Here is a 25,655-nt window from a genome sequence, read left to right on the forward strand (position 1 = left end):
TAAGGTATCGACCTAAAGACTTTATCTAGCCTGATACTTTAAAGTCGAAAATTCTCTCTTTATGATGAACTCAATACTGTTTGGCAAGGAAGCGCTATTTTCCTTGCCCCACGAATAACCAATGGAGATTCAACACATGGCCTACTTTTCTCTTGCTTTCGGCAGCGCAACAAAAAACCGCGATGGAAAAATTATTGAAGCATTTTTCCCCTATCCCGTTATGGCGCCAACGGACGCACTTGTCGATTCACTCGCTGAAATCACTGGTTATCAGCAAGGAAATCAAGCTATTGAAATCTCAACAAGCCAAAGTGCTTTGCTTGCTGCAGCATTCGAAAAAAGTGGCGATACGAGCAACGCCGCTTTTGCAGCAAAAGCGGCCGAATCTAATAATCAGCCTTTGGTCTTGGTAATTCTCGCCACTGATGACAAACCCGCTTCTGTCGCTGAAGGTTTTCTTAAACTGCAACTTATCTCTAACCGTCTAGTTCTGCCTCACGGCACTGTCCTTGATGGGATTTTTGGCCTACTGCACAATATTGCTTGGACAAATGAAGGACCGATTGATCTTCCAGAACTCGCAGAGCGTCAAATCGAAGCTCGTTTGGCAGGACGTCACCTATCGGTCGATTGTGTGGACAAGTTCCCTAAAATGGTCGATTACGTTGTCCCAACAGGTATTCGTATTGCCGATACTGCGCGCGTTCGTCTTGGTGCGCACGTGGGTGAAGGCACCACAGTGATGCATGAAGGCTTTATCAATTTCAATGCAGGAACGACAGGAACGAGCATGGTTGAAGGGCGTATCTCTGCTGGTGTTGTCGTGGGTGATGGTTCTGATATTGGCGGCGGCGCATCCATTATGGGCACACTGTCTGGTGGTGGTTCTGTTGTGGTTTCTATCGGCGAAAGCTCATTGCTGGGTGCAAACTCCGGACTTGGCTTCCCACTTGGCGATCGCTGTACGGTCGAATCTGGTTTGTATGTTACCGCTGGCTCAAAGGTTTTGATGCTGGATTCACAAGGTAAAGAAGTGGAGACAGTGAAAGCGCGCGATCTTGCGGGCGTATCGGATCTGCTCTTTCGTCGCAACTCAATCACAGGCCAAATTGAGTGTCTCGCCAACAAGACTGCGGTAGAGCTCAACTCTGAATTACATAGCAACAACTAAACTCAGCGAACAAATGCCAAAAGGCTGATGTTTATACATCAGCCTTTTTGTTGAAATCCAAAATGTCTCTTTTAGGGGATTATCCAGGATAACCATCCACCCTCGCTTTCAGCAACATGGCACCAAACTTAGTTACGTATGAAGCGAATGCCAAAATCCAAAGTAAGCCAGTAATGTCCACCAGTAGGCTCATGTGTTCAGGCCAAAGTGTGACACCGACACTTCGCACTAATGCTGCTGCCATTAAGAAAGCAAAACCAAAGGCCATATTGGGGCCTTGATAAATTGAATGTCCCGTATGTCCCATCGTGACTCGAGTGATCATAGACAAAATTAAACCGCCAAGAGCACCAATAGCAAATAAGTGCAGTATATTATGGGCTGCAAATACATCATTTAATCCAACTCTTAATATCAGACTGATAGGGATACATAAATAAGCTAGATGCAGTGACCACAATAAAGGCTCTTGATAGGTACGCCAAGGCTTCCACCTCAGCAGGATAATAAAATGGGCAGCGCCAGACAACAGCATGGGAATTTCATCCCAATTCCCCCATTCCTCAGGTAAAAAACTCAGGTTAAACAACACAAACATTGGCAAGATAGCGAACAATTCAAGCCAAATAATAGCTTTAGGCTTTGGAATCTCTAGCCGGCGAGCTGTAAAGAATGGGATCACTCTCATGCCCATAATTGAAAGCAAGATCGTAAACCACCACAGCATTGCCTGCCACACAGCCGAAGCAGAAAAATGGCCAATCCCTTGCAGTGCAGCGTAGCTCGCTAAATTGGCAAATATGGCCAAACCAAACAAGGGAATAAAGAACGCATTACGCCATCCTCTCGACTTAATCACTCGAGTGCCTATTTCATATGCAGATACGGCAATAAATAGGGTTTCAATGGTTGCGATAAACCACAAAGGTGATTCTGTCCAAAACAGCATCCGAGGTAATAACCACAAGCCAACCAACAATGCCAACCTATGGCCTTTAGTTCCATTTAGCCCAGTCCAGTTCTGTACCGCTGTCAGTACAAATCCCACCACCACTGCCATACAAAACCCAAACAACATCTCGTGTACATGCCACCAAAGCGCAGGAACTTGCAATCTATTCGGTTGCCCTACGTGAAACATCCACACCCAAAGCGCTATAGCGACTATGGCATAAATAGCGCCACAGAGGAAAAAAGGTCGAAAACCTAAGCGTAAAATGGGTATAATTGCGTCTTCTGTTCTTCTATCACTAATATTGAGCACAGATTCCCCTCAGCAAAAACAAACTAATGAGTTATTAGTTAGCAATTTTCATTCCAATATTTAACTACTTGTTTATTCGAATAAAAGCAAAAAAATATGTCAAAAAGACTAATAATGCGAGAGGTCACATTGACACAATAAATACATAATCACTCTATAAAATCAACATACCTTTATGAGACAAGTTCAATTTAGTGAAGAGGTTGGCCGGTAAAGCTGTTATCTTTAGTGACACCCATAGAGTAAGCCAATAACAAAAGGACAATGCAGTGGCGACTTATATTTTTGGTTATGGCAGCTTAATTAATTCCGCATCAAGGCAATTGACGGGCGCAACAGGCCTTGCATACCCTGCGATCATTCATGGATTTAAGCGTACATGGGGTAAACTTGATAAAAGTGACACCCTATCACCTCTCGTGGTGCAAAAAGGCCAAGGATTAGTCAATGGCGTGTTAATTGAAATCCAGGCAAGTGAACTGCAAGAGTTTGATATCCGCGAGCGCAGCTATTCTCGAGTCCAAGTTTCACCTTCTCAGATTGGCAGCGATGCGATCATCACTTCAGATGACAACGTCTGGCTATATTTGAATAACAATGCTAAGCCGCCCTGTCAACAAGTCCCTATCATGCAAAGCTATGTCGACACCGTCCTCGCCGGCTGCTTAGAAATTTCAGAGCCTTTTGCCAAACAATTTATTGAACATACTTTAGGTTGGCACTTTCCCCGCCAAGATGATCGCCATCAGCCGCAATATACTCATTTAGCGGGTGTTTATCAGCATCATTATGCTCTAATAGATAAACTATTAAAGGGAGCCTAAGCTCCCTAGTTTGTAAAATTTCGTTAGGCTTAGAATTTGTATTCGATTCCGCCGTAGATGGTGTCTAAATCTATCTCTACACCAAGAAATTCAGGTGATGCTTTACGATAGCCAAGATTAAGTAGCCAGTTTTTATTTAGCGCATAACCTGTTTCAATACCATAAGTCAGCGTGGTATCTGTCTCGGTGTTGTATGTCACAGTTGGTGTCTCTAGGTTATATAAAAAATATCCCAATCCTAAGTGAGCACCTAAATAAAAGTCGCTACTTCCGATAAAATACTTAGGCTTGATATTAACGCCTACCGAGGCAAAATCTTCTGTCACACCATAAGCGTGATCAACCTCACCATAATGAGCTAAATCAGCTTCTACCCCAATTACAAAGTTTTCATACAGCTCAAAACTGTAACCTGCATTTAAAGCAAAGCCTGTTGTCCTCTCATCATAACCATTAATATCTACGGAAGCATTCGTTGACATAACGTCGGCGCCAATATACCAACCATCACTTACATATTCTGAGCCAACTGCTTGAAACGAAGCCGCTGCAATTAGAGCGGCTAAAACTGCTTTTTTCATTTTTAATTCCTATTATTCGACTTACAACACAAATATCTGGCGAATAATAGAGTTAAACCAACAGTAAAAAAACAACTGACATTATGCACATTGATTCTCATCACAATAATATTCATCAATTCTATGAATAGCAAAAAATGCAACAGCAAAAACACAATATATAGTTGAATATATTATAAATTCTCTTTTTTAATACACTACGCTTAATACAGGTCATTAGCATTTAATCAAGTGATATCGCCAAGTATGCAGATACCCTATTCATCACAGTGGCAACAGGTCAAAATTGCCCTATATCAAGATCGCATTTTGTATATTTACGTACTGCTAACAAGCCTGCTTGTCTACCTACTTGCGCGTATATTTGTTGATAGTCCGTCTGTAAGATTTGATCCCCTGATTTACATTGCCACTTTGCTCCAGGTTTGCTATGTCTCTTTTCTTGTCTGGGCATCAGGCTTTTATCTCTACCTTGCTTATCATAAAACGCCCCATCCTCTGCACCACTTTATTCAGGCCATAAAAAGGGCGGGGAATCCACCGCACAAAGCCATCAGCTTTATCCTTTTACTCCTAGTGCTAAACTTAACTTTTTCTAGCTATACCTTTATTAAACCACTTATTCCTGACATCAATCCTTTCCAATACGATTTGCTGTTTTATCATATCGATCAATGGCTGCATTTTGGCTACGACCCTTGGCAACTGACCCACCAAATTTTCAGCAGCGCCATCGCAACCAGCGCGCTAAATATTCTCTATCATCTGTGGTTTTTGTTGATGTGGGGAGCCGTGCTGTTTTTTGTCGTCAGGCGAGACTTAGTAAGGTTGAGGCTTCAATTTTTACTTACTTTTCTCTCGAGTTGGCTACTTATTGGTGGCATTGGGGCCATCACTCTATCTTCTGCTGGGCCCTGCTACTTACATTTACTTGATCCAGAGGTACTTTACTACCAACCATTAATGCAAAGGCTGACAGAGCAAAGCCTAGAGTTAACTCAACTCGGCTGGTTTAAACTTTGGGCACTGGATGTACAAAATACGCTTTGGCAACTGCATATTAACCAACAATCTGCCATTGGCGGAGGCATTTCAGCCATGCCTAGTATGCATGTATCTATCGCGGTCTTAATGGCAATAGCTGCATATCGCCATCAAAAAAAGCTAGGGCTGATAATGTGGATCTACGCAATCACTATTCAGATCGGCTCAGTGCATCTTGCTTGGCATTACGCTGTCGATGGTTACCTAAGTGCAATATTGACGGCGTGTTTGTGGAAAGGTATTGGCTGGATACAAAATCACTTTAGCCAATCACACTAGGCGAAATTGTTCACCGCTATCTACTCTCACTTATGATAGTAAAATCATTAATTTGTCATGATTTTGCTCTATTGTGTGTTGCTGTAAGTTAATTATTGATAAATCGGCACTTTAAGTATGTTTGCTATATTTAAAACTTTTTTTTGGCTAGGTTGGGTAAGCTTTGGTGGCCCCGCAGCCCACATAGGCTATTTTCGCCAAACTTTTGTTAACCAGTTCAAATGGTTAGATGACAAAGAGTATGCTCAGCTTGTGGCCTTAAGTCAGTTTTTGCCTGGACCAGGATCGAGTCAAGTGGGCTTTGCTATTGGATACAAACGCGGTGGGTTACTTGGGGCGATATTGGCGTTTCTCGGCTTTACGCTTCCTTCGGTGATTATCATGCTATGCCTTGCTTTACTGAGCAGTGAATTAAGCCAGAATCCCTTGTTCCAAAGTATCGTTCATAGCTTGAAGCTGCTCGCCGTTATCGTCGTGGCCGATGCAACCTGGGGAATGTATCACAGCTTCTGTAAGCAAAGACTCACCGTCAGTCTATGTTTTGCTACAACATCTGCACTGCTCCTACTTCCCAGCATATCAACACAGCTGATTGTTTTAGCCCTTGCAGCAATGATTGGCGCAAAGTACCTCGCTTTAAATGGCACTCAGACCAATAATAGCTTTAAGCCCTCGCTCTGGCCATTGGTGCTTTTTTGTCTTCTTATCGTGCTGCCATTTCTGACGTCAACGACACCTGTTATCCAGTTGTTTAGTGACTTTTTTCAGGCTGGAAGTTTAGTATTCGGCGGTGGCCATGTCGTTCTGCCTCTACTGCAAAATATGGTTGGCGATCAGATATCCCAAGATGCTTTTCTGACTGGTTATGCCACTGCGCAAGCTGTACCTGGCCCTATGTTTACTTTCGCCACTTACATAGGCTATCAACTGATGCCAGAGGCCCCGATTACAGGCGCGTTAGTTGCAACATTAGGTGTTTTTTTACCGGGGTTCCTGCTCCTTCTTTGCGTGCTTAAACATTGGCAATACCTTGCTCAAATACCCAAAATTTCAGGCGCGTTGAATGGCATCAATGCGACCGTGGTCGGACTGCTGTTAGCCGCACTCTATCAACCTGTATTTACGAGTGCAATACTAAGCACAAGCGATCTTGTGTTTGTTCTTTTTGGGTTCTATCTATACAAAGAACTAAAACTGCCGATGATATGGGTCGTGTGCAGTTTTATTATCATAGGAAGCTTGAGTCATTACGCCGGCTAACTCGTGGCACTAATTAATTGTTACCAGAGACACCCGCTGACGATTGCTCTCTAACCAAGGCTAATGCTCGCTCCAAGTTTTCATTGGCAATTTTATAGTAAGACGTTTTACTATCAATCGCTTGTTGCAAATATGGAATGGCTTGATCGGGCTTACCCTGTAGGATTAAGAAATACCCAACATTGTTGAGTGCCTCAGGTTTTTCCATATGTTTTGAAAATACATTGACCGCTCGAGTAATTTCACCTTTTCCAAGATAGATAAGCGCAAGATTATTTAGCGCTTTTTCATTGTTAGGCTCTTGTTTTAGAGCCTCAAGCACAAAACGCTGGGCTTTTCGATAATCTCCCGACATGTAAAACGAATAGCTGACATTAATCAAGGTTTTCATCGAGTCAGGCTTAATACTCAAAGCTTGTTTATAGTATGCCTGTGCAAGTTTATGTTCTGAGTCAATATCGGCAATAACACCAAGGCCCATGTAGGCGTATTCTGGCGAGTATTTATCTACCTTGAGATCAACTATCTTATCGATATCCTCTCTATTCTTGTTGTTTATATTGCTGTTGTTATTAAACCTAATTTGATCGGCATTTATGGCTCGATAGAAATAACTCTTACCGAGTTCCAAGTCTCCTGTTTTACTATATATAGTTCCCAACTGCTCTAAAGCTTTTATGTTGTCAGGGTTCTCTTTCACACCTAATAAAAATGCTTTCTCAGCCAGTTCAAGGTTTTCTCTCGACTGATGAATGCGGCCGATGTTGTAAAGGGCTCGATCTTTGTATTCACCATTTTCAAAAGACAATGAACGAATATATTCATACAAGGCGAGATCACTATTACCGCTAGCAAGTGCAGTATCCCCTCTTGAAATGGCTTCCTGCTCTGTTTTAGGTGGCTCCTGCGAAGATAACGTATCAATTGGCTTACCATCATAGAGCGAAGTATCTATACCGGGTTGACTCGATGAGCAACCCGCTAGTAACAGCACAATCAAAGATAACGAAGTAAAATGAAGTCCTTTCATAACGGGGTCCTTGGTTATCCGTTTCCTAAACTTGACGTGAATGAGAGCATCGATGGGCCAATGGCGACAATAAAGAAGCATGGCCAAATAAATAACAACAACGGAAAAATCATCTTAGTGGGTATTTTAGCCGCAATTTCCTCTACTTCTTGATTGCGTTTATCCCGATAATCCTCAGTGTATTCGCGCAAGGTCTGAGATAGACTACCACCAATGCGTGACGCATGAGCTAACATAGTGACCAAGCCTGCAATTTCAGTCAGCCCTGTACGATCGATCAAATCCTCAAACGCATCAGACATCTCAACCCCAGCATTAATTTTGACACACACTGTATCCAATTCATCAGCAAAATCGGGATGAGAAATATTGATCTCATCTGCCACTCGACGCAGTGCAGCATTGAAACCTAATCCAGATTCAGTACATACAACAAGTAAATCCAACGCATCTGCGATTCCACTACGGATTTTCTTCTGACGCTTCTCAACTAGGCGATTAAGTAAAACATTTGGGGCATATAAACCAGCACCGACACACAGGGCCAGCGCAAAGTTGAGCATCGACATTTCAGGAAAAAGAAAATACACCGCTGCCGCCGAAGCCAAGCCCAAAATAAGCGAAATCCCTTTAAATGCATAAAATATTGTTAGTGCATCGGCATCATGATAACCAGCATGCATTAACTTGTGCCTAATACTCTCAGTCTCTTTTGAGTTTGAGCTTTTCATCATAGGCGCTAGTGATTCAAGAGTATGATCAAATTTGCGGCTCTTTTTGAGTTTATTTGCACTGTTTGCGTCTTTCATTTGCTCCAATTTAGCGCGTATTGGAGATTTAGAACCGACAAAAAGTAGAGAAATAGTGAAGACGATCAATATTGTCGCAATAAGGATTACGCCAAGTAGTAGCGTTTGTTCATCAATATTGTAGGCTGCAAACTCACTAAGCAAAGTCTCCATGCTACACCTCGAAGTTAATGATGTTTCGTATCCACATCGAACCAATAAACAAACTCACCACTCCGCCACTGACCAGTGTCATCCCTCTTGGATCTGCGTAAAGAGGTTCAACATAGGCTGGATTGATAAAACTGAGGAAAACAAAAAGTACGAATGGGGAAAGGACTAAAATCCAAGCGGATAAACGACTTTCTGCGGATAAAGTTTTGATTTTTCTTTGCAGCTTAAACCTTGATCTTAGTACTTTTGATACCTTTTCAAGGTTTTCTGATAAATTCCCTCCCGTTTCTTTTTGCAGCAATACCGCACTCGAAAAAGCGAGCATTGAAACCGTCGGAGTCCTCTCAGCCATTTGCATAATGGCCATTCTCATATCGTAGCCATAATTCAGTAGATTAAAGGTATTTTTAAACTCAACACCGATTGGGGCTGGCATTTCTGCGCCGACCTCATTAAACGCCTGAGTAACGGGTTGGCCTGCTTGAAGCATACGCCTCATTATATCTAGCGCTTCTGGCAACTGTTCTTCAAATGCTGCCAGTCGATCTGAAATTTTTTTATTGAGCCAAAAATATAAACAAAACCAAACTCCTGTAACTGAAGCTAAGCCCACATAAACAGGCTGCCCGACAAGCAGTACGATGAAAAATGCGCAAACAGACAAAATGGACGTCACCAACAAAGTTTGGGATAGACTCCAGTCATATCCCGACAGCTCTATCATCTTTTTCAATGATGAAAGTGCTGCCACTTTAACCAATTTCCTATCAACAGGGGTTAAGCTTTTCAAATAATGCTCTTGGAGTAAAGAGCGCGCTTCTTCATCGAGTTTTGATTGGGATTCTTTTAAGCGCTCTGAGAGCTCTTTATGTTTTGCTTTACTTCCTGCCGCTGGAAGAATTAAGGCTTGTGATATAAAAACGACCGCAAAAAAAAGCAAAATAATAAACAATGTGGAGTCTTGTATCATACCCTACTCTCCCTATGAAAATGATTCATTGAAGATATCAAATGGCAGATGCAGCCCTTTCTTCGCGAGCTGGTCATGACACTGAGGCACCACCCCAGTTGCCGTATAGCTACCAATCACATTGCCTTCTGCATCCATCCCTTTACGCTGGAATCGAAAGATTTCCGACATAGTGATGATTTCTCCTTCCATACCATTTATTTCGCATATACTCACCATGCGGCGCTTACCATCTTCTTGACGCTCCATTTGCACCACTAAATGAATTGCCGAGGCTATTTGCGATCTCAAGTTTTTAGCGGACATATTCCACCCAGCCATGGCAAACATATTTTCAACGCGAGAAAGGGCATCTCTTGGAGTATTGGCGTGAATCGTTGCCAAAGAGCCGTCATGCCCAGTATTCATCGCCGCTAACATATCGACCGCTTCGGACCCCCTAACCTCACCAAGAACAATACGATCAGGGCGCATACGTAAGGCGTTCTTTACCAAATCTCTCTGGGTGATCTCGCCTTTTCCTTCTAGGTTGGCAGGTCTTGTTTCTAGTCTAACAACATGAGGCTGCTGCAGTTGTAACTCAGCTGAGTCTTCAATGGTCACTATCCGGTCATCTGACGGAATAAAATTAGAAAAGATATTCAGCGTGGTGGTTTTTCCTGACCCCGTACCTCCTGAAATCAGTACATTCATTGCACCCGTTACAGCCGCTTCAACAAATTTAGCCATTTCAGGAGACAGAGAATTAAAATTGAGCAGGTTATCCATGTTGAGTTTTTCAACAGCAAAACGGCGTATCGAGACAGAAGAACCATCCAGAGCTAACGGAGGTATGATGGCATTAACACGAGAGCCATCGGCTAACCGAGCATCGACCATAGGCGATGCTTCATCAATTCGCCGTCCAACTTGGCTAACAATCCTATCAAGGATATTGCGTAAATGGCGCTCATCGAGAAAGGTATAAGGCGTGAGTTCAAGTTTACCGCGACGCTCTACAAACACGTTTTTGGGACCATTAACTAAAATATCGGAGACTGTCGCATCGTTAAGTAATGGCTCTAGAGGTCCTAGCCCAAAGACTTCATCTTCAATTTGCTGGATAACGTGCTTTCGACCTTCAGCTCCTAAAGCATGAGTCTTATCTTCTGCCATTAATTGAACTATCGCATCATGAAGTTCTTTTTTAGCTCTATCAAGCTCCAAACTCGCCAAAAGCCCTAAGTCCAAAGTTTCTAGTAATCTTTGATGATAATAATGTTTCACAGCTAACTCTTGTTCAAGTTGCCTCTTTGCTTCTTCAACCGCGTGCCCTTTGGCTTCAGCTTCGAGCTTTCTGCGTTCTTGCAGAGACTCAGAATTTTGTTTTTGAGGTTCCTTTTCCGCCTGCTCTGTGTCGGGAATTGCTTGTCCTTGTGGTGCATTAAGACTTTGCTGCTCTTCTATTTCAGCGACTTTTTGTTGCAAATCAGAGTTAATATTTTTGCGCTTAAAAAGCATATAAAGCCCCTTTAGAGTTTGTAAGAGTTACGAAAACAGCTTTTTAAACCACCTTTTTTGTTCTTCTTGATCAGGCAGTAATGATGCTGCCAGCTTTTTCACTGACTTAGCAATTGCACTATTGTGTTTGGACTGGATATAAGGCCTTCCCAAGTTCGCACTCTCTAACGCAATTTTAAACTCATTGGGAATAGTATAGACTTGGACGTGCCCAACCGTATCTTCGACGTCTTTTAGCTTAATTGACTGACGCTTTTCATACCGATTCACGACCACTTCCATATGCTCTTTCGCCACTCCAAACTCGAAGGTGAGTAACTTCATTATTTGTGTCGTGTTTTTCAACGCGACAAGATTTTGTTGCGTAATAAGAAAGATTTTAGTGGCAGGGGAAATAACGGATGAAAAAATGCGATCCAAACCACGAGACATATCCACAATAACGTACGGATAACACTCCCTAAGCACTGGAATAAGCTTATTCATGTGTTGCGCTTTTTCAAAATTATCGTGACTATTCTCTCTTTTAAACCCTATGGTATGAAGACCGGAGTCATGCTTTGTCACCAAACTCCCCAGTGAGACATCGTCTAAATCGGTCACATTAGCAATCGCATCAGCTAAACCGTATGTACCATTAATATTAAGGTAATCTTCAATAACTCCGAACTGCATATCCAAATCAAGCAGCAACACTTCGTTTGGATGATGCCTTGCAAGAGTGATTGCCGTATTTAAAGCTATCATTGAAGCGCCCGAACCACCTTTGGTATTCATGAATACAAGCAACTCACCAAGATGACGATTCGCTACTTTTTCTTCCGCTACATTTTTAAGAAGCGGGGCGAGTTCATCTATCACGGCTTTATCCGAAATAAAATCGGTTGCACCAATGCGCAACGCAATTTTTAACGCACCATTGTCACTCTCATTTCCAAATACAATCAAAGAAGCATCATGCCCAGAATCATGAGAATCTGGCGCTTCAAACTGTTGAAGTTCAACGATTTTTTGTGCCCAATTGGGTCCTGTTTCAACAAAAATTAAATCTGGCGGGGCAAAATGTACGAGATTACTAACCACTAAACCATGAAATGAAATCATTTCGAAGCTGAGGTTCTGGCACTTGGATAACTCTTGGCTAATATGCACCTGAAAAGCATCGGATGAGTAAAACACCCAAACTGTAAGACTGGTTTTTAGTCGAACAGGACATTCTCCTTTAGGGGATAATTTAACCGCCTCTCCCATAAACCTTCTCCTAGCAATCCGTGCTGTTATCCGGATTTGTCGATGTCTTTCTATGGCGACCCAAATTCTCTCGCGGGCGTGTTGTTTCAAAATCAGGAATGGCCAACATACCTGTTAAATTGACAAAGCTAAGTAACCCAGTGAACTGATACTCAAAATTAACCACTTTTGCTCTAACATATTCAATTGTAGAAAAAACATCGTCATCTGTCAGAGTTCCTGTAATGACATTGCCTGAAGCATCTAAGTATTCAATGGTTAAATTGGCCGCCGTGAAACCCACTGGAGCATTGGAAGCAAGAGCCAGTGCTGGAATATCATTTCTGTCTTCAACTCGGCATACCACGGCTAACCTAGCGGCCACTCGTGTCATATCATTCACCACTTGCAGAGAATACACATACCTACCCACTTCAATAACAGCAAATACCAGTAGCAAAAGCGTCGTCGACACTAAAGTGAATTCAATAATGCTCAGACCCTGTTGCCGCTTCATGGTGCCGTCCTCATCATGGCGGAAACATTGAGCGGTACATTAAAATCTAGGGCTGAGCTAAAACCAGAAATAATAGGGGTATAGTCATAGTTGATTGTGACCGTGACATGTCCACTCGAATGATTAACAGACACATTCGATGTCGTCACTCCAGAAACCAAGGAGGAACCCCCTGTCCCTGTATGGCCATATACCACCATATTTTTTATTTGGTCTACATCTGCGATTTGATCGTAACTGGCAGTACCTGTTACACCAGAAGTTGCGAAGCGAACACCACTTTGAGCCATTTTGTTTAACGTCGTATATTGAATAAACGCATTGCCAAACTCAGTGATCGCCATCAATATGGTCATAAGTACGGGCACTGCAATCAACATTTCTACAGCTGCCAAGCCTTTTTGTGAGCCTATTGTAGGCAGTGAAGGACGCATCATGAGCCTCCCCCACTTGGATCTTTGTACAACACGATAGTGTATGGGCCGTCATCCGATGAATCTTGGCCCGGGTTTCCTCCACCCGCAGAGCAAGTTTGTAGAAACTCACCAACAATGGGATCTTGACTACCATTTGACGATGGCGCTTGCTGAAGAATAAAAAAGCAGCCAAGTTCTGTGACTGTAAAGGAGCTAGTACCTCCACTCGCGCTAGAGCAATCAACAATAGGTATAGCAATCGTTCTTCGTCCATGCTGCCCACCCGATGATGCCATGCAATCCGCATCACCAGTGCAATCAGGTAATACGGACAAATAATCCTCATACCCCCACGGCGTTCCACCAGCACCGCTGGTATCCGTATAGACAATCTCTCCAAAGGCATCGGTAGTCGCCACAGTCGCAGGCTGCCGCACATAAATATCAGGAGGGAACTCTTCTGCCGTAACACCTGCCCCCCCATATATCCCAAAGCGGGTATTCAATCCTTGTCCTACAGGTCCAATAGAGTTTCCCGGTTTAGTGGTTACCGTATCACCAATGCCAATTCTACCTTCATAGCTACCCGCTAATGCTTGGCGGATGGTTGCCGCCCCCGAGCCAAAATCAAGCAGCTGAAAGTTACCACTGCCCATAGTGCTTTGCTGTTGATCGGCAAGTTTAAGCACATAGAGATCACCCGCTATGTAACCTGATGGTGTTGCTTCACTGCCTTCACACACAGCCATAGGTACTACATTGACCTTCATTGCGGCGGTACTTGGCCCTGCAACCGCACTGACTCTCAGCTGTTTATTAATACCAAACAGATAAGCAAAGAAATTATCTAATGGGTATGCACTTATCGTGACACGAACATAGGTATCAAGATTTGAATTGTAGCCAGATTGAGGAAAAATACTGGGGTCGTTTGAATATTCAATCGAAACGTTCGCAGCTGAAAAGTCCATTTCATCGTTGCCAGTTGCACTGGCCATATTCGCCAAGGTGTTAGTAATTGCACTACTTGCATCTGCGTTGCTGCCTTTTCCATCTAATACGACAGCAGCCGCTAACGCTGCGGCATCCACACTGTTTTGTAATCGTGCTTTATTTAGAACCGCGTGGCTAACATCAATGGATAAAGCAGCAATACCTATCAGTGAAAGCATTGCAGCGGTGACCATTACTAACACTAAGCCCTTCTGCCGGTCAGGCGTTCCCCGACATCGCCTTGTTCTGGTCATAGTTCTATCCTTAAGAGCGGTTAATTTTGCCCCTCTTGAACAAATTGACTCTCAGTGCCTTCCAAGTCCATATCCTGTTTACCTGTATAAACTTGATTTACACCTTCCATCCTTTCACCACTGCCTTCAGGAATAATAGCCAGATTTTCTCTGGTCGCATTTACATTATAGGTCTGTTCTGACCTTAATTTAACTACATGTGCTCCTAAATCTTCCGCACTATTAACACATCCCATAAGCAACAAAGACAAAGCCAAAGGAGCTAACGTTACGTATTTCATATTCATCAGTTCTGCCTCTATAAACTGTGTCCAAAGGTTCCCTCAGTGCCACCTTTCGAATTGTCCAAAAAGCTGGTGTCATCTACCCTATTTGTCTGATGAGCACTCTCTGGCGCAATGTAAGCACCACGTCCAAGCAGGTAGTACTCAAAATCACTAGGCTCTACAAATGAGTCCGTGGGTAGAGATACCTTATTTCTATCAACAGGCCTCGCGAGTCTAGGTGTTACCAAAATCACTAACTCTGTTTCACCTGAGATATATTCCTGACTATTAAACATCTGACCAATAATGGGAATATCACTAAAACCAGGCATTTCTGAAACGACATCTCGTACATTTTCACTAATTAACCCAGCAATACCTATAGTTTGACCATCTGCAAGCTCTAGGGTAGAAGAGGCACTTCGTCGAGTGATGGGAGGAATAACATAAGTGGTAGTGGTAAGGTTGGGTGTTAGAGTCAGTGAAGAGGTATTAGCAATTTCACTAACATCAATCGCAAGATTAAGGTTAATTTTCTTGTCACTTAAAACCGTAGGAATAAATTTAAGCCCAACACCATATTCTTTATATTCAATGGTAATTCCATCATCATCTGGGACAGGAATTGGGAACTCGCCCCCCGCTAGAAATTCAGCTTTGACACCGCTAAGAGCCGTCAAATTCGGTTCGGCTAACACTTTTGCAGTTCCATTTTGTTTCGCTATATCCAGTGCAAAGGAGAACAAAGTATTGCTGTCTATAAAAGAGCCGAGTAAACCCGTAGTGTCAATCGATGGAGAGGTAAAAACTGGTGATACGGTTGTGGCGGTAGTCGGCAAAGATGCGCCAGTAGAGGAGCCTCCCCAAGAAATATCACCACTTTTCTGGAAAAAATGGAAATTAGCATCAAACTTTCTAACCAGACTTCTTTGAACCTCAGCGACAGTCACCTCCAACATAACTTGTTGAGCACCGCCGATTGTCATGAGATTTATTACCCCCGTCTTATCAGCCTGCTCACTAAGTGAGGCGGTTTCTTTATCTGCTTGTTCACCAGATGCGTATGTTTCAGCAACTCTTAGTGCGATATTCATCGCTGATTGACTGCTAATCTGACCACTCAAAATCAAACGGTTTTGGGCGCTGTGAACATTAATCTCTTCATCAGGCAAAAACTCGTACAATTTTGCTTTGAGGCTATTGAGATCATGCGTTACTTGAATATTGATAGACTCTATCAAACGACCTCGGCTATCCCACGCCATTAAGTTTGTCGAACCGAGTTTCTTACCAATGAGAAAGACTTCATCGGACTTGAGCATGACAATATCAAGGACCTCTGGGTCTCCGAGTGATACCCGTTTTGCTTTCCCCGCAAGCGTCACATGTGTTGACTTGTGATGAGGAACTAACACGGCTTTGCCCGACTGCGCAGCCGCGTAGGCCGCTTCAACTTGAAACAGTAACAATGAAATAATGATGATTAAATTTCGCATACTTAACCTCAATCCTTGACCCTAATGTTGCGAGATTCTGTACCTTTAATAACCGTAACACTTGGGGCTACGTACCGTTTTACCACTTTTTCTTCTTCATGAGGGTTGCGCAGAGCCAATTGAATTTCTCCTTTACTCTGAGCAGACAACAATTTCTCAGCCTCTCTTGGTGATACTTCCAAGGTCACAGCACGGACTATAATAGGTTTGTTTTCCTTTGTTTTGGCCGTCTGATCGACGGCCAAGACCTTAATTTCTTTAAGCACTGTAACTGTGGTAGCAGATGTCGAACTGTATTTTATTGTATTTAATACATCGACTTTATTACCTGGCAAAAGGAAACCAGCCACCCCAATGACATCATTGACTCGAATGGTCACTGCCCGTTTATTCTCAGGGATTAAAGAAGCTAAGGTCGAGCCTTCACCAGAAACCGTTAAACGATGTACAGTGATGATTTCTCCAGGGTAAATATTGCTTGCTGCAACTTCACCGACTAAATCATCAGCGGAAGTAAACTGAAATTCATCACGCCAATCTTTTTCCAAGAGTTTGCTAGTAACGTGCTGTTGTTCAATGATTGTGCCCGCCAATATTTCCTGCGTTGCAACCAAAACTGGCTCTCTTTCAACCACCTCAACTTCAGTTTGAGGCTGGAGTTGTCTATCCATCCATTGCTTAGCAAAAAATACCGCGCCTAAGCCAAATGCGATAGAAAGTAAGAAAAGTAACATCACTTGATTTCGGCTCATCGAGCACCTCCTCCCTTACCGTCAGCCGTGAAGTACACTTCCCAAGCACGTAATAGAACTTGCGAAGAAATTACCGGGGCTTGTTCTTCAAAAATAATAATATCCCGACTAATGCCAACGATATCTTTAGGCAAGCAAGGGTAATAACTCACCCCATGCTTACGATGTAAATCAAGAACAGCTTCAAAACACCCCTCTTCAAGAGACAAGCCTTTAGCCTCAGAAATGCCTTCCCACAGCTCTTTGTACTCACTTTCCTCTAAAGGCCCAAACTGTATTTTGTAGCCTAAGCGACGTAAAAAAGCAGGGTCGCTTATCTTTTCTGGGTCCAAATTGGTAGAAAAGGCTAGAGTGAGGATGAAGGGAATACTTATTTGTTGACCATTAGGGAGGTTCAAGTAGTCATAGAAGTATTCCATGGGTACTATCCAACGGTTTAACAAAGTATCCACTGGCATGGGCTGACGACCTAAATCGTCAATAATAAAAATGCCATTGTTTGCCATCATCTGAAGTGGTGCCATCCAAACTTTGTTATGTTCGCTATGATTGACTTCTAACATCTCCATAGTGAGTTCACCACCGACTTGAATGCTAGGCCTTTCACACAAAGCCCAACGACGATCAAAATGCTCCTTAAAAGCGATGGATTGAACTTCTTCTTTTTGCACTCGTTTGTGGTGCTGAGGTGAAAAAACTTTGATGATATTACCCGCAGCGAAAACTGAGTAAGGGATATAGACGGAGGTATTGAGCGAGTTGAGGATCTTAGTCGCGACAAAAGTTTTACCTGCACCAGCACCTCCATACAAAAGTAACGCCCTACCAGAGTTGATTGCTGGCCCCAAGACACCAATCATCCGGTGGGCTCCCAATACATCAGACAAAGCGTATTCGACATCGGCACGATTCACCATCTGAGCTCGTACATCTTGAGCTTTGACCATGTCACTATATGCGGGTAGAGAAACAGGAACGGGACCAAGGTACGCATCTTTAATAAAAGCAGTATCCGCTTCCTGCATACCTGCTTCAGATAAACCATAGCGAACATGTCCAGATGATTGATTAGAAAAAGAACCGGGTGATGCCTGAAATACTTCAGCAAGAGATTTGGCACGTAAATCGACCAAAATATCCTCTACAAGGTGGCTATTAATGGCGAGTAACTTGGTCAGTTGAAGGATGTCAGATTTCGGGTAAGCTGCTAAATGCTTGATAACTAAATTTTCGACAACAGCTTTAGGAACGCCAAGATCATCAAATGATTTAGGGACAGGGGGCTCTGGAGCTTGGGGAGTGAGTTCTGTACGGTGTCGTACTTGTGTCGTAACCTGAACCATACTGACTCCTTGTCATTGATTCAAAAAATAAAAGTAAACAGCGATCCCCAACACAACCACAGGAGCAAAGGGCATGCGATACCTTTCGCGTTCAGCTATTTCCTTTGAGCCTACGGGCTTAGTATCCGAAGCACCGTACATCGCAAGCAAAGAATATTTGCTCAACATCGATTTAGTATTGTCAGGAGCTTGTGCAACCCTCAATAATACGTAGAACAGGCCCACCACGACACTAGAGATTGCTATCCAGAACACGGCTTGATAAATGTGGGCAGGCCCCAACCAAAATCCCACAACACCCAAAAGTTTGACATCGCCAGCGGCCATCACTTTTAGAAAGTAAAGAACCAGAGCACAGATAAAGCAAGCAAGCCCAGTGGCAACTGACCAGAACAAGAGAGAAAAGTTACTTAATAGTAAAGCCTTATCAATAAGTGAAAGTAACAGTATTGCCAATAGTCCTTTATTGGGAATTCGGTGCTCTCTTGCGTCAGAAACGGCCACAGCAAACAGCACTATCCACACCAGTAAGCCCATATTGGCATCCCTTAATTTTGCTCCTACTAACTAAATATAGTCGCAAACTCAGCAGTGAGTATGTCCCTAAACGCAAAGAACAAGCCAGCAAAGCCAACCACAATTAGCCCTGCTCCAACAACGTATTCCACTACTGTTAGCCCCTCTTCATCAGCCAAAAAACTGAGTATTATCCCCATGGCACCGACCTCGTAGCTAAATAAAAAAGAAAACGGCCCATGACGCTCGCGTCATGGGAACTGCAATTTTTTCTGTTGCAAAAGGGCAATGCTTATCCGGAGAAAATTGACCCTAGCTCGGTGGTGAGTGTGCTGCTGAAAGTCGTAAAGATGCCTGTCAAGCCTGCAACTAGAAGCCCTGCACCCACGACATATTCAACCACTGTGAGTCCCTCTTCATCTTCAAGAAACTCTTTTACGTTAGATAATACCTTATTCATATCCAGTCTCCTTTCTGAAAATATGTCAAGCTATCGCGCTTACCTTTAAATTTAGATTTCGCCTCAAATAACAGTTAGGATTTTTTTAACCACTTTTGGTATTTTTTTGTCATTGTGTCGATTCAAATAATAAAAAAATGAGGTGAAAAACATAGCTCAGATCATATTTTAGACTATTTATTCTAAATAAAATGAGTCATTTAACGTTTAATGTTATTGTTTTTTAATGGTTAAATTAAGATAATAATTTTACTTTCATCCTAGCATTACTATTTTCCATTTGTATCACTTTTGATACTTGACAATATATGACACAAAAATAAAATCGATCTTCATTCCAAATATAAGGTTATTAAATTACCCAAAAATCATCATGGTGGCTATCCTTCGCTCTCTGTGATGGCTAAACCAGAATAACGTTAAGGTTGAGATTGTTTCTCCCTCACCTACCCTTAATGAAAGGAGACAGGAATATTTGGTGGGAGGCCTTAATCAGTGGACGTATTACATAAAGGATATTGGTTAGGACAATCAATAAGTTATGTTAACAAGGATACGGTTAGGGATTTAGAAACACACTTCCATCTTCTCGATTATGGATATGATGTTTCTGTGTTAAGCGAGTCTGATATCCACTTTTGCTTTTTTTTCTATGAAGAAAATTTTGATTCTTTATTCACTACTACAGCGAAAATATGTCAAAACCTTAATAAACACTTGATAGTCATATATAAAGGTCGATTAAGACCCGAGATTGCACAGTTGGACATCGTATTTTCAACATTAGACTTAAATGATAATAAAACCAAAGTTTGGTCGGAAGAACTAAGCAAAAAAATTCATTATCAATTTGTTAAACATCAAGAAATTATTGAATTGCATAAATTTCCATCACTAATCGAACAAAAATCGACAAATAAAGATTTAGTTGAAATACTCAGATATATCGACAATAACCTATCTCGAAAAATACGTGAAGAGGACATAGCAGATTATTGTCACTATTCAGTAACCTACTTTTCAAAGTTTTTCCATAAGACCATAGGTGTCTGTTTTAGAGACTATTTAACACTAAAAAGAATCAGCCTTGCTAAACAACTACTCAGTGAAAAACGTAAAGAGAAAATTTCATTTATTGCATTTCAATGCGGATATAATGACGTTTCTTATTTCTCTCGAATATTCAAGAAAAAAACAGGATTCAGCCCCGCCATTTATCGGCAAATGCACTAGTTATCACACTCTGGTCACAAGTTCCTGACTTGGGTTTCTCGCTTTATTCTCCTCCGTGATAAAGTTAACACGCTGTTAACAATAACAATATTATAACTTTGCTAATAACATGGAGTTAGAAAATGATTCAGCCTAACGAGTTACGCAAAAGCACTTGTACTCTTCCGCCACCTAATGAAATGATACTTCGCTGGGCAGAGGAACGCCCAAATGAAGTGTACCTTAAGCAAATCATCAACCGACAGTTTGTCGAGTTTACCTATTCTGATGTGGCGAATAAAGCTCTCAAACTTGTCGCTGCTTTGCAAGCACTCGGATTGCAACCCGGTGATAAAATTGCTCTGGTATCGAAAAACTGCGCAGAATGGTTCATCTGTGATCTCGCTATGATGATGGGGGATTTCATCAGTGTACCTATATTCCCCACAGCAGGCTCAGACACCATTGAGTATTGTATTACTCACAGTGAAAGCAAAGCTCTTATTGGTGGGAAACTCGATGATGCGACTGCAACTCAGAAAGTGTTAGGCAGCATGCCAGATTTAATCAGTCTCTCCTTGCCTTATGATAGTGCTCCCAAGTGCCAGTACTCGTTTGCAGAGTTAATCAAAAATATTGAACCTAGCAGCTATAGAGCTGAACACTATGATGATAAACTTATGTCGCTTGTCTACACTTCCGGTACATCTGGCTTACCCAAAGGGGCAATGCTAACTTATGGTGCCTTTAGTTGGTCCGTACAACAGCTAATTAACCACATAGGCATTAAACCGAACGACAGACTGTTTTCTTACCTTCCTCTGGCGCATATAACCGAACGAGTATACATCTTTGGTTCCTCAATTATGGGAGGCGTACCGACTGCGTTTCCAGAATCTCTCGATACCTTTATCGAGGATGTTAAAATGCAAAGACCCACTTTGTTCATCTCAGTACCACGTCTTTGGACACTATTTCAGCAAAGAATCCAAGATAAATTACCCCAGAGAAAGCTTAATGTTCTGCTCAAAATCCCCTTCATCAATACCTTGATAAAGAAAAAACTTGCAGATGGTCTAGGACTGGATCAAGCACGTGTACTCGGATGCGGTTCGGCCCCCGTATCCCCAGCCCTGCTAGATTGGTATTATTCGATAGGCCTCAATATTACCGAAGCTTGGGGAATGACCGAATCCTTTGCTTACAGTACTCTAAACTACCCATTTCGCGCCGATAAAATAGGCAGTGTAGGCAATGCAGGCCCAGGTATTGAACTAAAAATTGCACCAGATGATGAAATATTAGTCCGTGGTGAGGGACTATTTTCTGGATACTACAAAAATGATATTGCTACGCAAGAGTCTTTTAACGCCGAAGGCTGGCTACACACTGGCGATATAGGTTTTATTGATAGTGAAGGTTACCTGACGATACAGGGTCGTAAAAAAGACACCTTTAAAACGGCTAAAGGTAAATTTGTCGCTCCCGTTCCCATTGAGAAAAAATTATTTGAGTATAGCCGAGTTGAAATGATGTGCTTGATTGGTCTGGGCTTACCTTACCCAATACTCCTAGTCGTTCCTCACGACTTCCCAAACTTTGACAGAGAGCGTTATGAAAGAACAACGAAAAAAGTCATTGCTAAAATGAACGAGTCTTTAGAATCTCATGAACAGATCAAAGGCGTATTAATGATCAAAGACCCTTGGAGCATTGAAAACGGCATTTTAACACCAACTCTTAAGATCAAGCGCCATGTTCTAGAGCAAAAATATCATGAGGTCGGACAAAACTGGCCTAAAGATCAGCTTGTCGTTTGGGAAGACTAAATTAAAGGATGCCACCTGTTTGTTAACAAAGGAGAGTCTATACTCTCCTTTTGCTTTTCTAGTGCAAGGGGTTATCATAACAAAAAATAATCAAGGATAGCGATGGACATACGTTTACATCACTTATCAGGCCTGCGTTACTTTGAAGTTGCCGCTAGATTACAAAGCTACAGCCGCGCCGCTGAGGAATTGTTTGTCAGTCAAGCGGCTGTTAGCCAAAAAATCCGTCAACTCGAAGATGGATTAGGCTGCAAGCTATTTATGCGAGATGGCCGCGAAATGCACTTAACTGAGCAGGGAAAAATTCTCTATAAGCATGTTTCAAAAGGCTTTGAGAATATTGTAACCGGATTGAATCAAATTCAAAGTGAGCCAATAGAAGGACTACTTTGCGTCAGTTCCACCCCCTCCTTCGCCTCATGTTGGCTCCTGCCCAAACTTTGGCAGTTTTCCGCGCAATACCCTAATATCCCGATTCGAATTGAGACAAGTTGTGATGAGCCAAAACTGAAACAGGGCAAAGTCGACGTAGCAATATGGCAAGGCGAAGAACTGGAAAATGCGACAAACCTTCATAAAGAATTTTTGTTTGAGGACCCAGTTTATCCTTTTTGCTCACCTAATTTTGCCCAAAATATGGATCTATCAAGGCCAGAGCAGCTGCTCAATACTTGGTTAATTCACTACCAGTCTGGTGGTTACCCATGGCAAAGTTGGTTTGCAGAAGCGGGGGTAAAAATGAATAAAGAATCTGTCCAATGGACAGAAGTAAGCACATTTGACCATGCTATGAACGCTGTCATCACAGGCCATGGTGCTTGTCTTGCATCGGACTCATTGGCCAATGACTTAGTCAATAGAGGGTTACTGATCAAACCTTTTGCTATAGGAATGCAACCAGGTATCCGATTCAATCTGTTTTATGATCAAGAATCACCACGACTTAACCGTATCATGGCCTTTACTCATTGGCTTCACGGAATTATTGGGGAGTCGAGCAATTAGAGGCTTTGGGTCTCTGCATAGACAAAGCTAACCTCTCAACATATTGAACATTTACACATCCCAATAATTTTAATTAATATCATCAATAAATTAGAAGAAACACACTAACGATTAAGGATGATTTATATTATGAGGAAATCGCTCAATATTCTCCCTCTACTCCCATTTTTCGCCACGGCAAATACCAATCCTGACCTAGAGACTGTGAATAAAAGGCTTGAGCTGACAGCACAACATATAAAAAAACCTGTAGCCATGGCTACAGGTTTTTATTTGGGCAATGCAAAAGAATTACTTCTTAGCGTCGCGCTCTTTAACTTCAGCAATCACTTGCTCAGCAACGTTAGCTGGACAAGGTGAGTAGTGAGCAAATTCCATAGAGAACTGACCACGACCAGAAGTCATCGTACGCAGTGTACCAATGTAACCAAACATTTCTGATAGAGGCACGTCAGCTTTGATACGAACACCAGTAGCACCAGCTTGCTGGTCTTTGATCATGCCACGACGACGGTTAAGGTCACCGATTACGTCACCAACGTGATCGTCTGGAGTGAACACATCAACTTTCATGATAGGCTCAAGAAGCTGCGCGCCTGCTTTAGGCATAGACTGACGGAATGCGCCTTTCGCTGCGATTTCAAATGCAATTGCAGATGAGTCAACGGCGTGGAAGCCACCGTCAAACAGCTCAACTTCAACATCAAGTGTTGGGAAGCCCGCTAGAACACCCGTTTGCATCATGCCTTCAAAGCCTTTCTCAACTGCTGGCCAGAATTCCTTAGGAACGTTACCACCAACAACTGTAGACTTAAATGTGAAGCCAGAGTTTGGCTCACCAGGTTTGATACGGTAATCGATCTTACCAAACTGACCAGAACCACCAGACTGTTTCTTGTGCGTGTAGCTATCTTCGATTTCTTTAGTGATAGTTTCACGGTACGCAACCTGAGGAGCACCTACTTCTAGCTCAACACCGTAAGTACGCTTTAGGATATCTACTTTGATATCTAGGTGAAGTTCACCCATACCTTTTAGGATGGTTTCGCCAGAATCTTCGTCAGTCTCAACTTGGAATGATGGATCTTCTGCAACCATCTTACCGATCGCAATACCCATCTTCTCTGTTGAACCTTTGTCTTTTGGTGATACAGCAATTGAGATTACTGGCTCTGGGAAGATCATTGGTTCTAGAGTACATTCATGCTTAGGATCACATAGAGTGTGACCAGTTTGAACATTCTTCATTCCGACAACCGCGATGATGTCACCCGCTTGCGCTTCAGTAATCTCGTTACGGTCATCAGCCTGCATTTCACACATACGGCCGATACGCTCAGTTTTACCTGTTGCAGCGTTAAGAACTGTGTCACCTTTCTTCATTACACCAGAGTAGATACGGATGAATGTTAGGGCACCGAAACGGTCGTCCATGATCTTGAACGCTAGCGCACGTAGTGGCTCATCTGCAGATACAGTAGCTACTTCGCCTGTTGGCTCACCAGTTTCTTTATCTGTTAGAGGCTGAGGATCAACTTCTGTTGGAGATGGTAGGTAGTCTACAACAGCGTCTAGTACTAGCTGAACACCTTTGTTCTTGAACGCAGAACCACAGAAGGTTGGGAAGAACGCGAGATCACGAGTACCTTTACGGATACAACGTTTGATATCTTCAACAGAAGGCTCTTCACCTTCCATGTACGCTTCCATTAGGTCGTCGTCTTGCTCAACAGCAGTTTCGATGAGTTCTTCACGGTACTGTTCAACGTCATCAACCATATCGGCTGGAACATCTTGGATTTCGTAGTTTTCTGGTAGACCTGAGTCATCCCATACGTATGCTTTACGAGATAGCAGATCAACAACACCAACGAAGTCTTCTTCGCGACCAATAGGAAGAACCATTACTAGCGGGTTTGCCGCAAGTACGTTCTTAACTTGGTCAACAACGTTAAAGAAGTCTGCACCCATACGGTCTAACTTGTTAACGAAGATGATACGTGCAACTTCTGATTCGTTCGCGTAGCGCCAGTTCGTTTCTGACTGAGGCTCAACACCACCAGAACCACAGAATACACCGATACCACCATCTAGTACTTTAAGTGAACGATATACTTCTACTGTAAAGTCAACGTGTCCCGGAGTGTCGATAACGTTTAGGCGGTGGCCATTCCACTCACAAGTTACAGCAGCAGACTGGATTGTGATACCACGCTCAGCTTCTTGCTCCATGAAGTCAGTAGTTGACTCACCGTCGTGTACTTCACCAGTTTTGTGAATTTTACCAGTAAGCTTTAGAATACGCTCAGTGGTGGTAGTTTTACCCGCATCAACGTGCGCGAAAATACCAATGTTTCTGTACTTTGATAAATCTGCCATTGTCTTACTCTGTTTATAAGGTATAAATTGCGCGCAGAGTATATCACAATCTGTCAAGACTGATAGCTTTGCGTGCTTATGTGAATAAAAAAACTTATCTCG

Annotated in this window: 25 protein-coding genes; 7 read left to right on the forward strand and 18 right to left on the reverse strand. The window is 42.6% G+C overall.

Going from position 1 to position 25,655, the window contains the following annotated elements:
- Positions 1 to 136 precede the first annotated feature (136 nt).
- Positions 137 to 1,171, forward strand: a complete 1,035-nt coding sequence (gene dapD / locus QQK21_RS16910) for a 2,3,4,5-tetrahydropyridine-2,6-dicarboxylate N-succinyltransferase (RefSeq protein ID WP_284193361.1) — start codon at positions 137 to 139, stop codon at positions 1,169 to 1,171.
- Between the two features lie 79 nt (positions 1,172 to 1,250).
- Here the strand turns inward: dapD and QQK21_RS16915 are convergent, their stop codons facing one another.
- Positions 1,251 to 2,435, reverse strand: coding sequence for an NnrS family protein (locus QQK21_RS16915; protein ID WP_284193362.1), 1,185 nt, complete (start codon positions 2,433 to 2,435; stop codon positions 1,251 to 1,253).
- Between the two features lie 269 nt (positions 2,436 to 2,704).
- Between QQK21_RS16915 and QQK21_RS16920 the strand changes: the two genes are divergently transcribed.
- Positions 2,705 to 3,259, forward strand: coding sequence for a gamma-glutamylcyclotransferase family protein (locus QQK21_RS16920; RefSeq protein ID WP_284193363.1), 555 nt, complete (start codon positions 2,705 to 2,707; stop codon positions 3,257 to 3,259).
- A gap of 29 nt (positions 3,260 to 3,288) precedes the next feature.
- On the opposite strand, the gene QQK21_RS16925 is transcribed toward QQK21_RS16920, so the two are convergent.
- Positions 3,289 to 3,840, reverse strand: coding sequence for an outer membrane beta-barrel protein (locus QQK21_RS16925; protein WP_284193364.1), 552 nt, complete (start codon positions 3,838 to 3,840; stop codon positions 3,289 to 3,291).
- A gap of 246 nt (positions 3,841 to 4,086) precedes the next feature.
- Between QQK21_RS16925 and QQK21_RS16930 the strand changes: the two genes are divergently transcribed.
- Together QQK21_RS16930 and chrA are read left to right on the forward strand one after the other, a co-directional pair.
- Positions 4,087 to 5,163 carry a phosphatase PAP2 family protein gene (locus tag QQK21_RS16930; RefSeq protein WP_284193365.1) on the forward strand — a complete coding sequence of 359 codons (1,077 nt, stop codon included), beginning with the start codon at positions 4,087 to 4,089 and terminating at the stop codon, positions 5,161 to 5,163.
- A gap of 117 nt (positions 5,164 to 5,280) precedes the next feature.
- The gene (gene chrA / locus QQK21_RS16935) at positions 5,281 to 6,423 is read left to right on the forward strand and encodes a chromate efflux transporter (protein ID WP_284193366.1); all 1,143 of its coding nucleotides are present in this window, start codon (positions 5,281 to 5,283) and stop codon (positions 6,421 to 6,423) included.
- A gap of 13 nt (positions 6,424 to 6,436) precedes the next feature.
- On the opposite strand, the gene QQK21_RS16940 is transcribed toward chrA, so the two are convergent.
- The 15 genes from QQK21_RS16940 to QQK21_RS17010 form a co-directional block, all read right to left on the reverse strand.
- On the reverse strand, positions 6,437 to 7,453 hold the full coding sequence (locus QQK21_RS16940) for a tetratricopeptide repeat protein (RefSeq protein WP_284193367.1): 1,017 nt from the start codon (positions 7,451 to 7,453) through the stop codon (positions 6,437 to 6,439).
- A gap of 14 nt (positions 7,454 to 7,467) precedes the next feature.
- Positions 7,468 to 8,415 (reverse strand): type II secretion system F family protein, encoded by a 948-nt coding sequence (locus QQK21_RS16945; protein ID WP_284193368.1) that lies wholly within the window; start codon positions 8,413 to 8,415, stop codon positions 7,468 to 7,470.
- A gap of 1 nt (position 8,416) precedes the next feature.
- Positions 8,417 to 9,385, reverse strand: coding sequence for a type II secretion system F family protein (locus QQK21_RS16950; protein ID WP_284193369.1), 969 nt, complete (start codon positions 9,383 to 9,385; stop codon positions 8,417 to 8,419).
- A gap of 12 nt (positions 9,386 to 9,397) precedes the next feature.
- Positions 9,398 to 10,885, reverse strand: coding sequence for an ATPase, T2SS/T4P/T4SS family (locus QQK21_RS16955; protein WP_284193370.1), 1,488 nt, complete (start codon positions 10,883 to 10,885; stop codon positions 9,398 to 9,400).
- A gap of 27 nt (positions 10,886 to 10,912) precedes the next feature.
- A complete protein-coding gene (locus tag QQK21_RS16960; protein WP_284193371.1) occupies positions 10,913 to 12,136 on the reverse strand; it encodes a CpaE/TadZ family protein in 1,224 nt (407 codons plus the stop codon).
- A gap of 10 nt (positions 12,137 to 12,146) precedes the next feature.
- Positions 12,147 to 12,632 (reverse strand): TadE/TadG family type IV pilus assembly protein, encoded by a 486-nt coding sequence (locus QQK21_RS16965; RefSeq protein WP_284193372.1) that lies wholly within the window; start codon positions 12,630 to 12,632, stop codon positions 12,147 to 12,149.
- A complete protein-coding gene (locus QQK21_RS16970) occupies positions 12,629 to 13,069 on the reverse strand; it encodes a TadE/TadG family type IV pilus assembly protein (protein WP_284193373.1) in 441 nt (146 codons plus the stop codon). The genes QQK21_RS16965 and QQK21_RS16970 overlap by 4 nt, the downstream gene beginning before the upstream one ends.
- Positions 13,066 to 14,295, reverse strand: a complete 1,230-nt coding sequence (locus QQK21_RS16975; protein WP_284193374.1) for a pilus assembly protein TadG-related protein — start codon at positions 14,293 to 14,295, stop codon at positions 13,066 to 13,068. Before QQK21_RS16975 ends, QQK21_RS16970 begins: the two co-directional genes overlap by 4 nt.
- Before the next feature lie 20 nt (positions 14,296 to 14,315).
- A complete protein-coding gene (locus QQK21_RS16980; RefSeq protein WP_284193375.1) occupies positions 14,316 to 14,582 on the reverse strand; it encodes a hypothetical protein in 267 nt (88 codons plus the stop codon).
- An 11-nt stretch (positions 14,583 to 14,593) separates the two neighbouring features.
- Positions 14,594 to 16,057 (reverse strand): type II and III secretion system protein family protein, encoded by a 1,464-nt coding sequence (locus tag QQK21_RS16985; protein WP_284193376.1) that lies wholly within the window; start codon positions 16,055 to 16,057, stop codon positions 14,594 to 14,596.
- An 8-nt stretch (positions 16,058 to 16,065) separates the two neighbouring features.
- The gene (gene cpaB, locus QQK21_RS16990) at positions 16,066 to 16,809 is read right to left on the reverse strand and encodes a Flp pilus assembly protein CpaB (RefSeq protein ID WP_284193377.1); all 744 of its coding nucleotides are present in this window, start codon (positions 16,807 to 16,809) and stop codon (positions 16,066 to 16,068) included.
- The gene (locus tag QQK21_RS16995; RefSeq protein WP_284193378.1) at positions 16,806 to 18,152 is read right to left on the reverse strand and encodes a DUF8689 domain-containing protein; all 1,347 of its coding nucleotides are present in this window, start codon (positions 18,150 to 18,152) and stop codon (positions 16,806 to 16,808) included. The genes cpaB and QQK21_RS16995 overlap by 4 nt, the downstream gene beginning before the upstream one ends.
- Positions 18,153 to 18,164: 12 nt before the next feature.
- Positions 18,165 to 18,689 (reverse strand): A24 family peptidase, encoded by a 525-nt coding sequence (locus QQK21_RS17000; protein WP_284193379.1) that lies wholly within the window; start codon positions 18,687 to 18,689, stop codon positions 18,165 to 18,167.
- Between the two features lie 26 nt (positions 18,690 to 18,715).
- Positions 18,716 to 18,868 (reverse strand): Flp family type IVb pilin, encoded by a 153-nt coding sequence (locus tag QQK21_RS17005; protein WP_284193380.1) that lies wholly within the window; start codon positions 18,866 to 18,868, stop codon positions 18,716 to 18,718.
- Positions 18,869 to 18,960: 92 nt separating this feature from the next.
- Complete coding sequence (locus QQK21_RS17010; RefSeq protein ID WP_284193381.1) at positions 18,961 to 19,128, reverse strand: Flp family type IVb pilin; 168 nt, start codon at positions 19,126 to 19,128, stop codon at positions 18,961 to 18,963.
- A 495-nt stretch (positions 19,129 to 19,623) separates the two neighbouring features.
- Between QQK21_RS17010 and QQK21_RS17015 the strand changes: the two genes are divergently transcribed.
- From QQK21_RS17015 to QQK21_RS17025, 3 genes are all read left to right on the forward strand, one after another.
- Positions 19,624 to 20,361 (forward strand): helix-turn-helix domain-containing protein, encoded by a 738-nt coding sequence (locus QQK21_RS17015; RefSeq protein WP_284193382.1) that lies wholly within the window; start codon positions 19,624 to 19,626, stop codon positions 20,359 to 20,361.
- 122 nt (positions 20,362 to 20,483) lie between these two features.
- The gene (locus QQK21_RS17020) at positions 20,484 to 22,169 is read left to right on the forward strand and encodes an AMP-binding protein (RefSeq protein WP_284193383.1); all 1,686 of its coding nucleotides are present in this window, start codon (positions 20,484 to 20,486) and stop codon (positions 22,167 to 22,169) included.
- Between the two features lie 102 nt (positions 22,170 to 22,271).
- Complete coding sequence (locus tag QQK21_RS17025; RefSeq protein ID WP_284193384.1) at positions 22,272 to 23,174, forward strand: LysR substrate-binding domain-containing protein; 903 nt, start codon at positions 22,272 to 22,274, stop codon at positions 23,172 to 23,174.
- A gap of 291 nt (positions 23,175 to 23,465) precedes the next feature.
- Here QQK21_RS17025 and fusA read toward each other — a convergent pair whose 3' ends face one another.
- Entirely contained in the window at positions 23,466 to 25,553 is a 2,088-nt protein-coding gene (fusA, locus tag QQK21_RS17030; protein ID WP_284193385.1) for an elongation factor G, read from the reverse strand.
- Positions 25,554 to 25,655: the final 102 nt, after the last annotated feature.

It is taken from the genome of Vibrio zhanjiangensis, assembly GCF_030161235.1.
In the GTDB taxonomy this organism is placed as follows: Bacteria; Pseudomonadota; Gammaproteobacteria; order Enterobacterales; family Vibrionaceae; genus Vibrio; species Vibrio zhanjiangensis.

Excerpts from the sequence above, each read along its gene's own strand:
- dapD (WP_284193361.1), top strand. The coding sequence starts at position 137 with ATGGCCTACTTTTCTCTTGCTTTCGGCAGCGCAACAAAAAACCGCGAT.
- QQK21_RS16925 (WP_284193364.1), bottom strand. The coding sequence starts at position 3,840 with ATGAAAAAAGCAGTTTTAGCCGCTCTAATTGCAGCGGCTTCGTTTCAA.
- QQK21_RS16930 (WP_284193365.1), top strand. The coding sequence starts at position 4,087 with ATGCAGATACCCTATTCATCACAGTGGCAACAGGTCAAAATTGCCCTA.
- chrA (WP_284193366.1), top strand. The coding sequence starts at position 5,281 with ATGTTTGCTATATTTAAAACTTTTTTTTGGCTAGGTTGGGTAAGCTTT.
- QQK21_RS16940 (WP_284193367.1), bottom strand. The coding sequence starts at position 7,453 with ATGAAAGGACTTCATTTTACTTCGTTATCTTTGATTGTGCTGTTACTA.
- QQK21_RS16945 (WP_284193368.1), bottom strand. The coding sequence starts at position 8,415 with ATGGAGACTTTGCTTAGTGAGTTTGCAGCCTACAATATTGATGAACAA.
- QQK21_RS16950 (WP_284193369.1), bottom strand. The coding sequence starts at position 9,385 with ATGATACAAGACTCCACATTGTTTATTATTTTGCTTTTTTTTGCGGTC.
- QQK21_RS16955 (WP_284193370.1), bottom strand. The coding sequence starts at position 10,885 with ATGCTTTTTAAGCGCAAAAATATTAACTCTGATTTGCAACAAAAAGTC.
- QQK21_RS16960 (WP_284193371.1), bottom strand. The coding sequence starts at position 12,136 with ATGGGAGAGGCGGTTAAATTATCCCCTAAAGGAGAATGTCCTGTTCGA.
- QQK21_RS16965 (WP_284193372.1), bottom strand. The coding sequence starts at position 12,632 with ATGAAGCGGCAACAGGGTCTGAGCATTATTGAATTCACTTTAGTGTCG.
- QQK21_RS16970 (WP_284193373.1), bottom strand. The coding sequence starts at position 13,069 with ATGATGCGTCCTTCACTGCCTACAATAGGCTCACAAAAAGGCTTGGCA.
- QQK21_RS16975 (WP_284193374.1), bottom strand. The coding sequence starts at position 14,295 with ATGACCAGAACAAGGCGATGTCGGGGAACGCCTGACCGGCAGAAGGGC.
- QQK21_RS16980 (WP_284193375.1), bottom strand. The coding sequence starts at position 14,582 with ATGAATATGAAATACGTAACGTTAGCTCCTTTGGCTTTGTCTTTGTTG.
- QQK21_RS16985 (WP_284193376.1), bottom strand. The coding sequence starts at position 16,057 with ATGCGAAATTTAATCATCATTATTTCATTGTTACTGTTTCAAGTTGAA.
- cpaB (WP_284193377.1), bottom strand. The coding sequence starts at position 16,809 with ATGAGCCGAAATCAAGTGATGTTACTTTTCTTACTTTCTATCGCATTT.
- QQK21_RS16995 (WP_284193378.1), bottom strand. The coding sequence starts at position 18,152 with ATGGTTCAGGTTACGACACAAGTACGACACCGTACAGAACTCACTCCC.
- QQK21_RS17000 (WP_284193379.1), bottom strand. The coding sequence starts at position 18,689 with ATGGGCTTACTGGTGTGGATAGTGCTGTTTGCTGTGGCCGTTTCTGAC.
- QQK21_RS17005 (WP_284193380.1), bottom strand. The coding sequence starts at position 18,868 with ATGGGGATAATACTCAGTTTTTTGGCTGATGAAGAGGGGCTAACAGTA.
- QQK21_RS17010 (WP_284193381.1), bottom strand. The coding sequence starts at position 19,128 with ATGAATAAGGTATTATCTAACGTAAAAGAGTTTCTTGAAGATGAAGAG.
- QQK21_RS17020 (WP_284193383.1), top strand. The coding sequence starts at position 20,484 with ATGATTCAGCCTAACGAGTTACGCAAAAGCACTTGTACTCTTCCGCCA.
- QQK21_RS17025 (WP_284193384.1), top strand. The coding sequence starts at position 22,272 with ATGGACATACGTTTACATCACTTATCAGGCCTGCGTTACTTTGAAGTT.
- fusA (WP_284193385.1), bottom strand. The coding sequence starts at position 25,553 with ATGGCAGATTTATCAAAGTACAGAAACATTGGTATTTTCGCGCACGTT.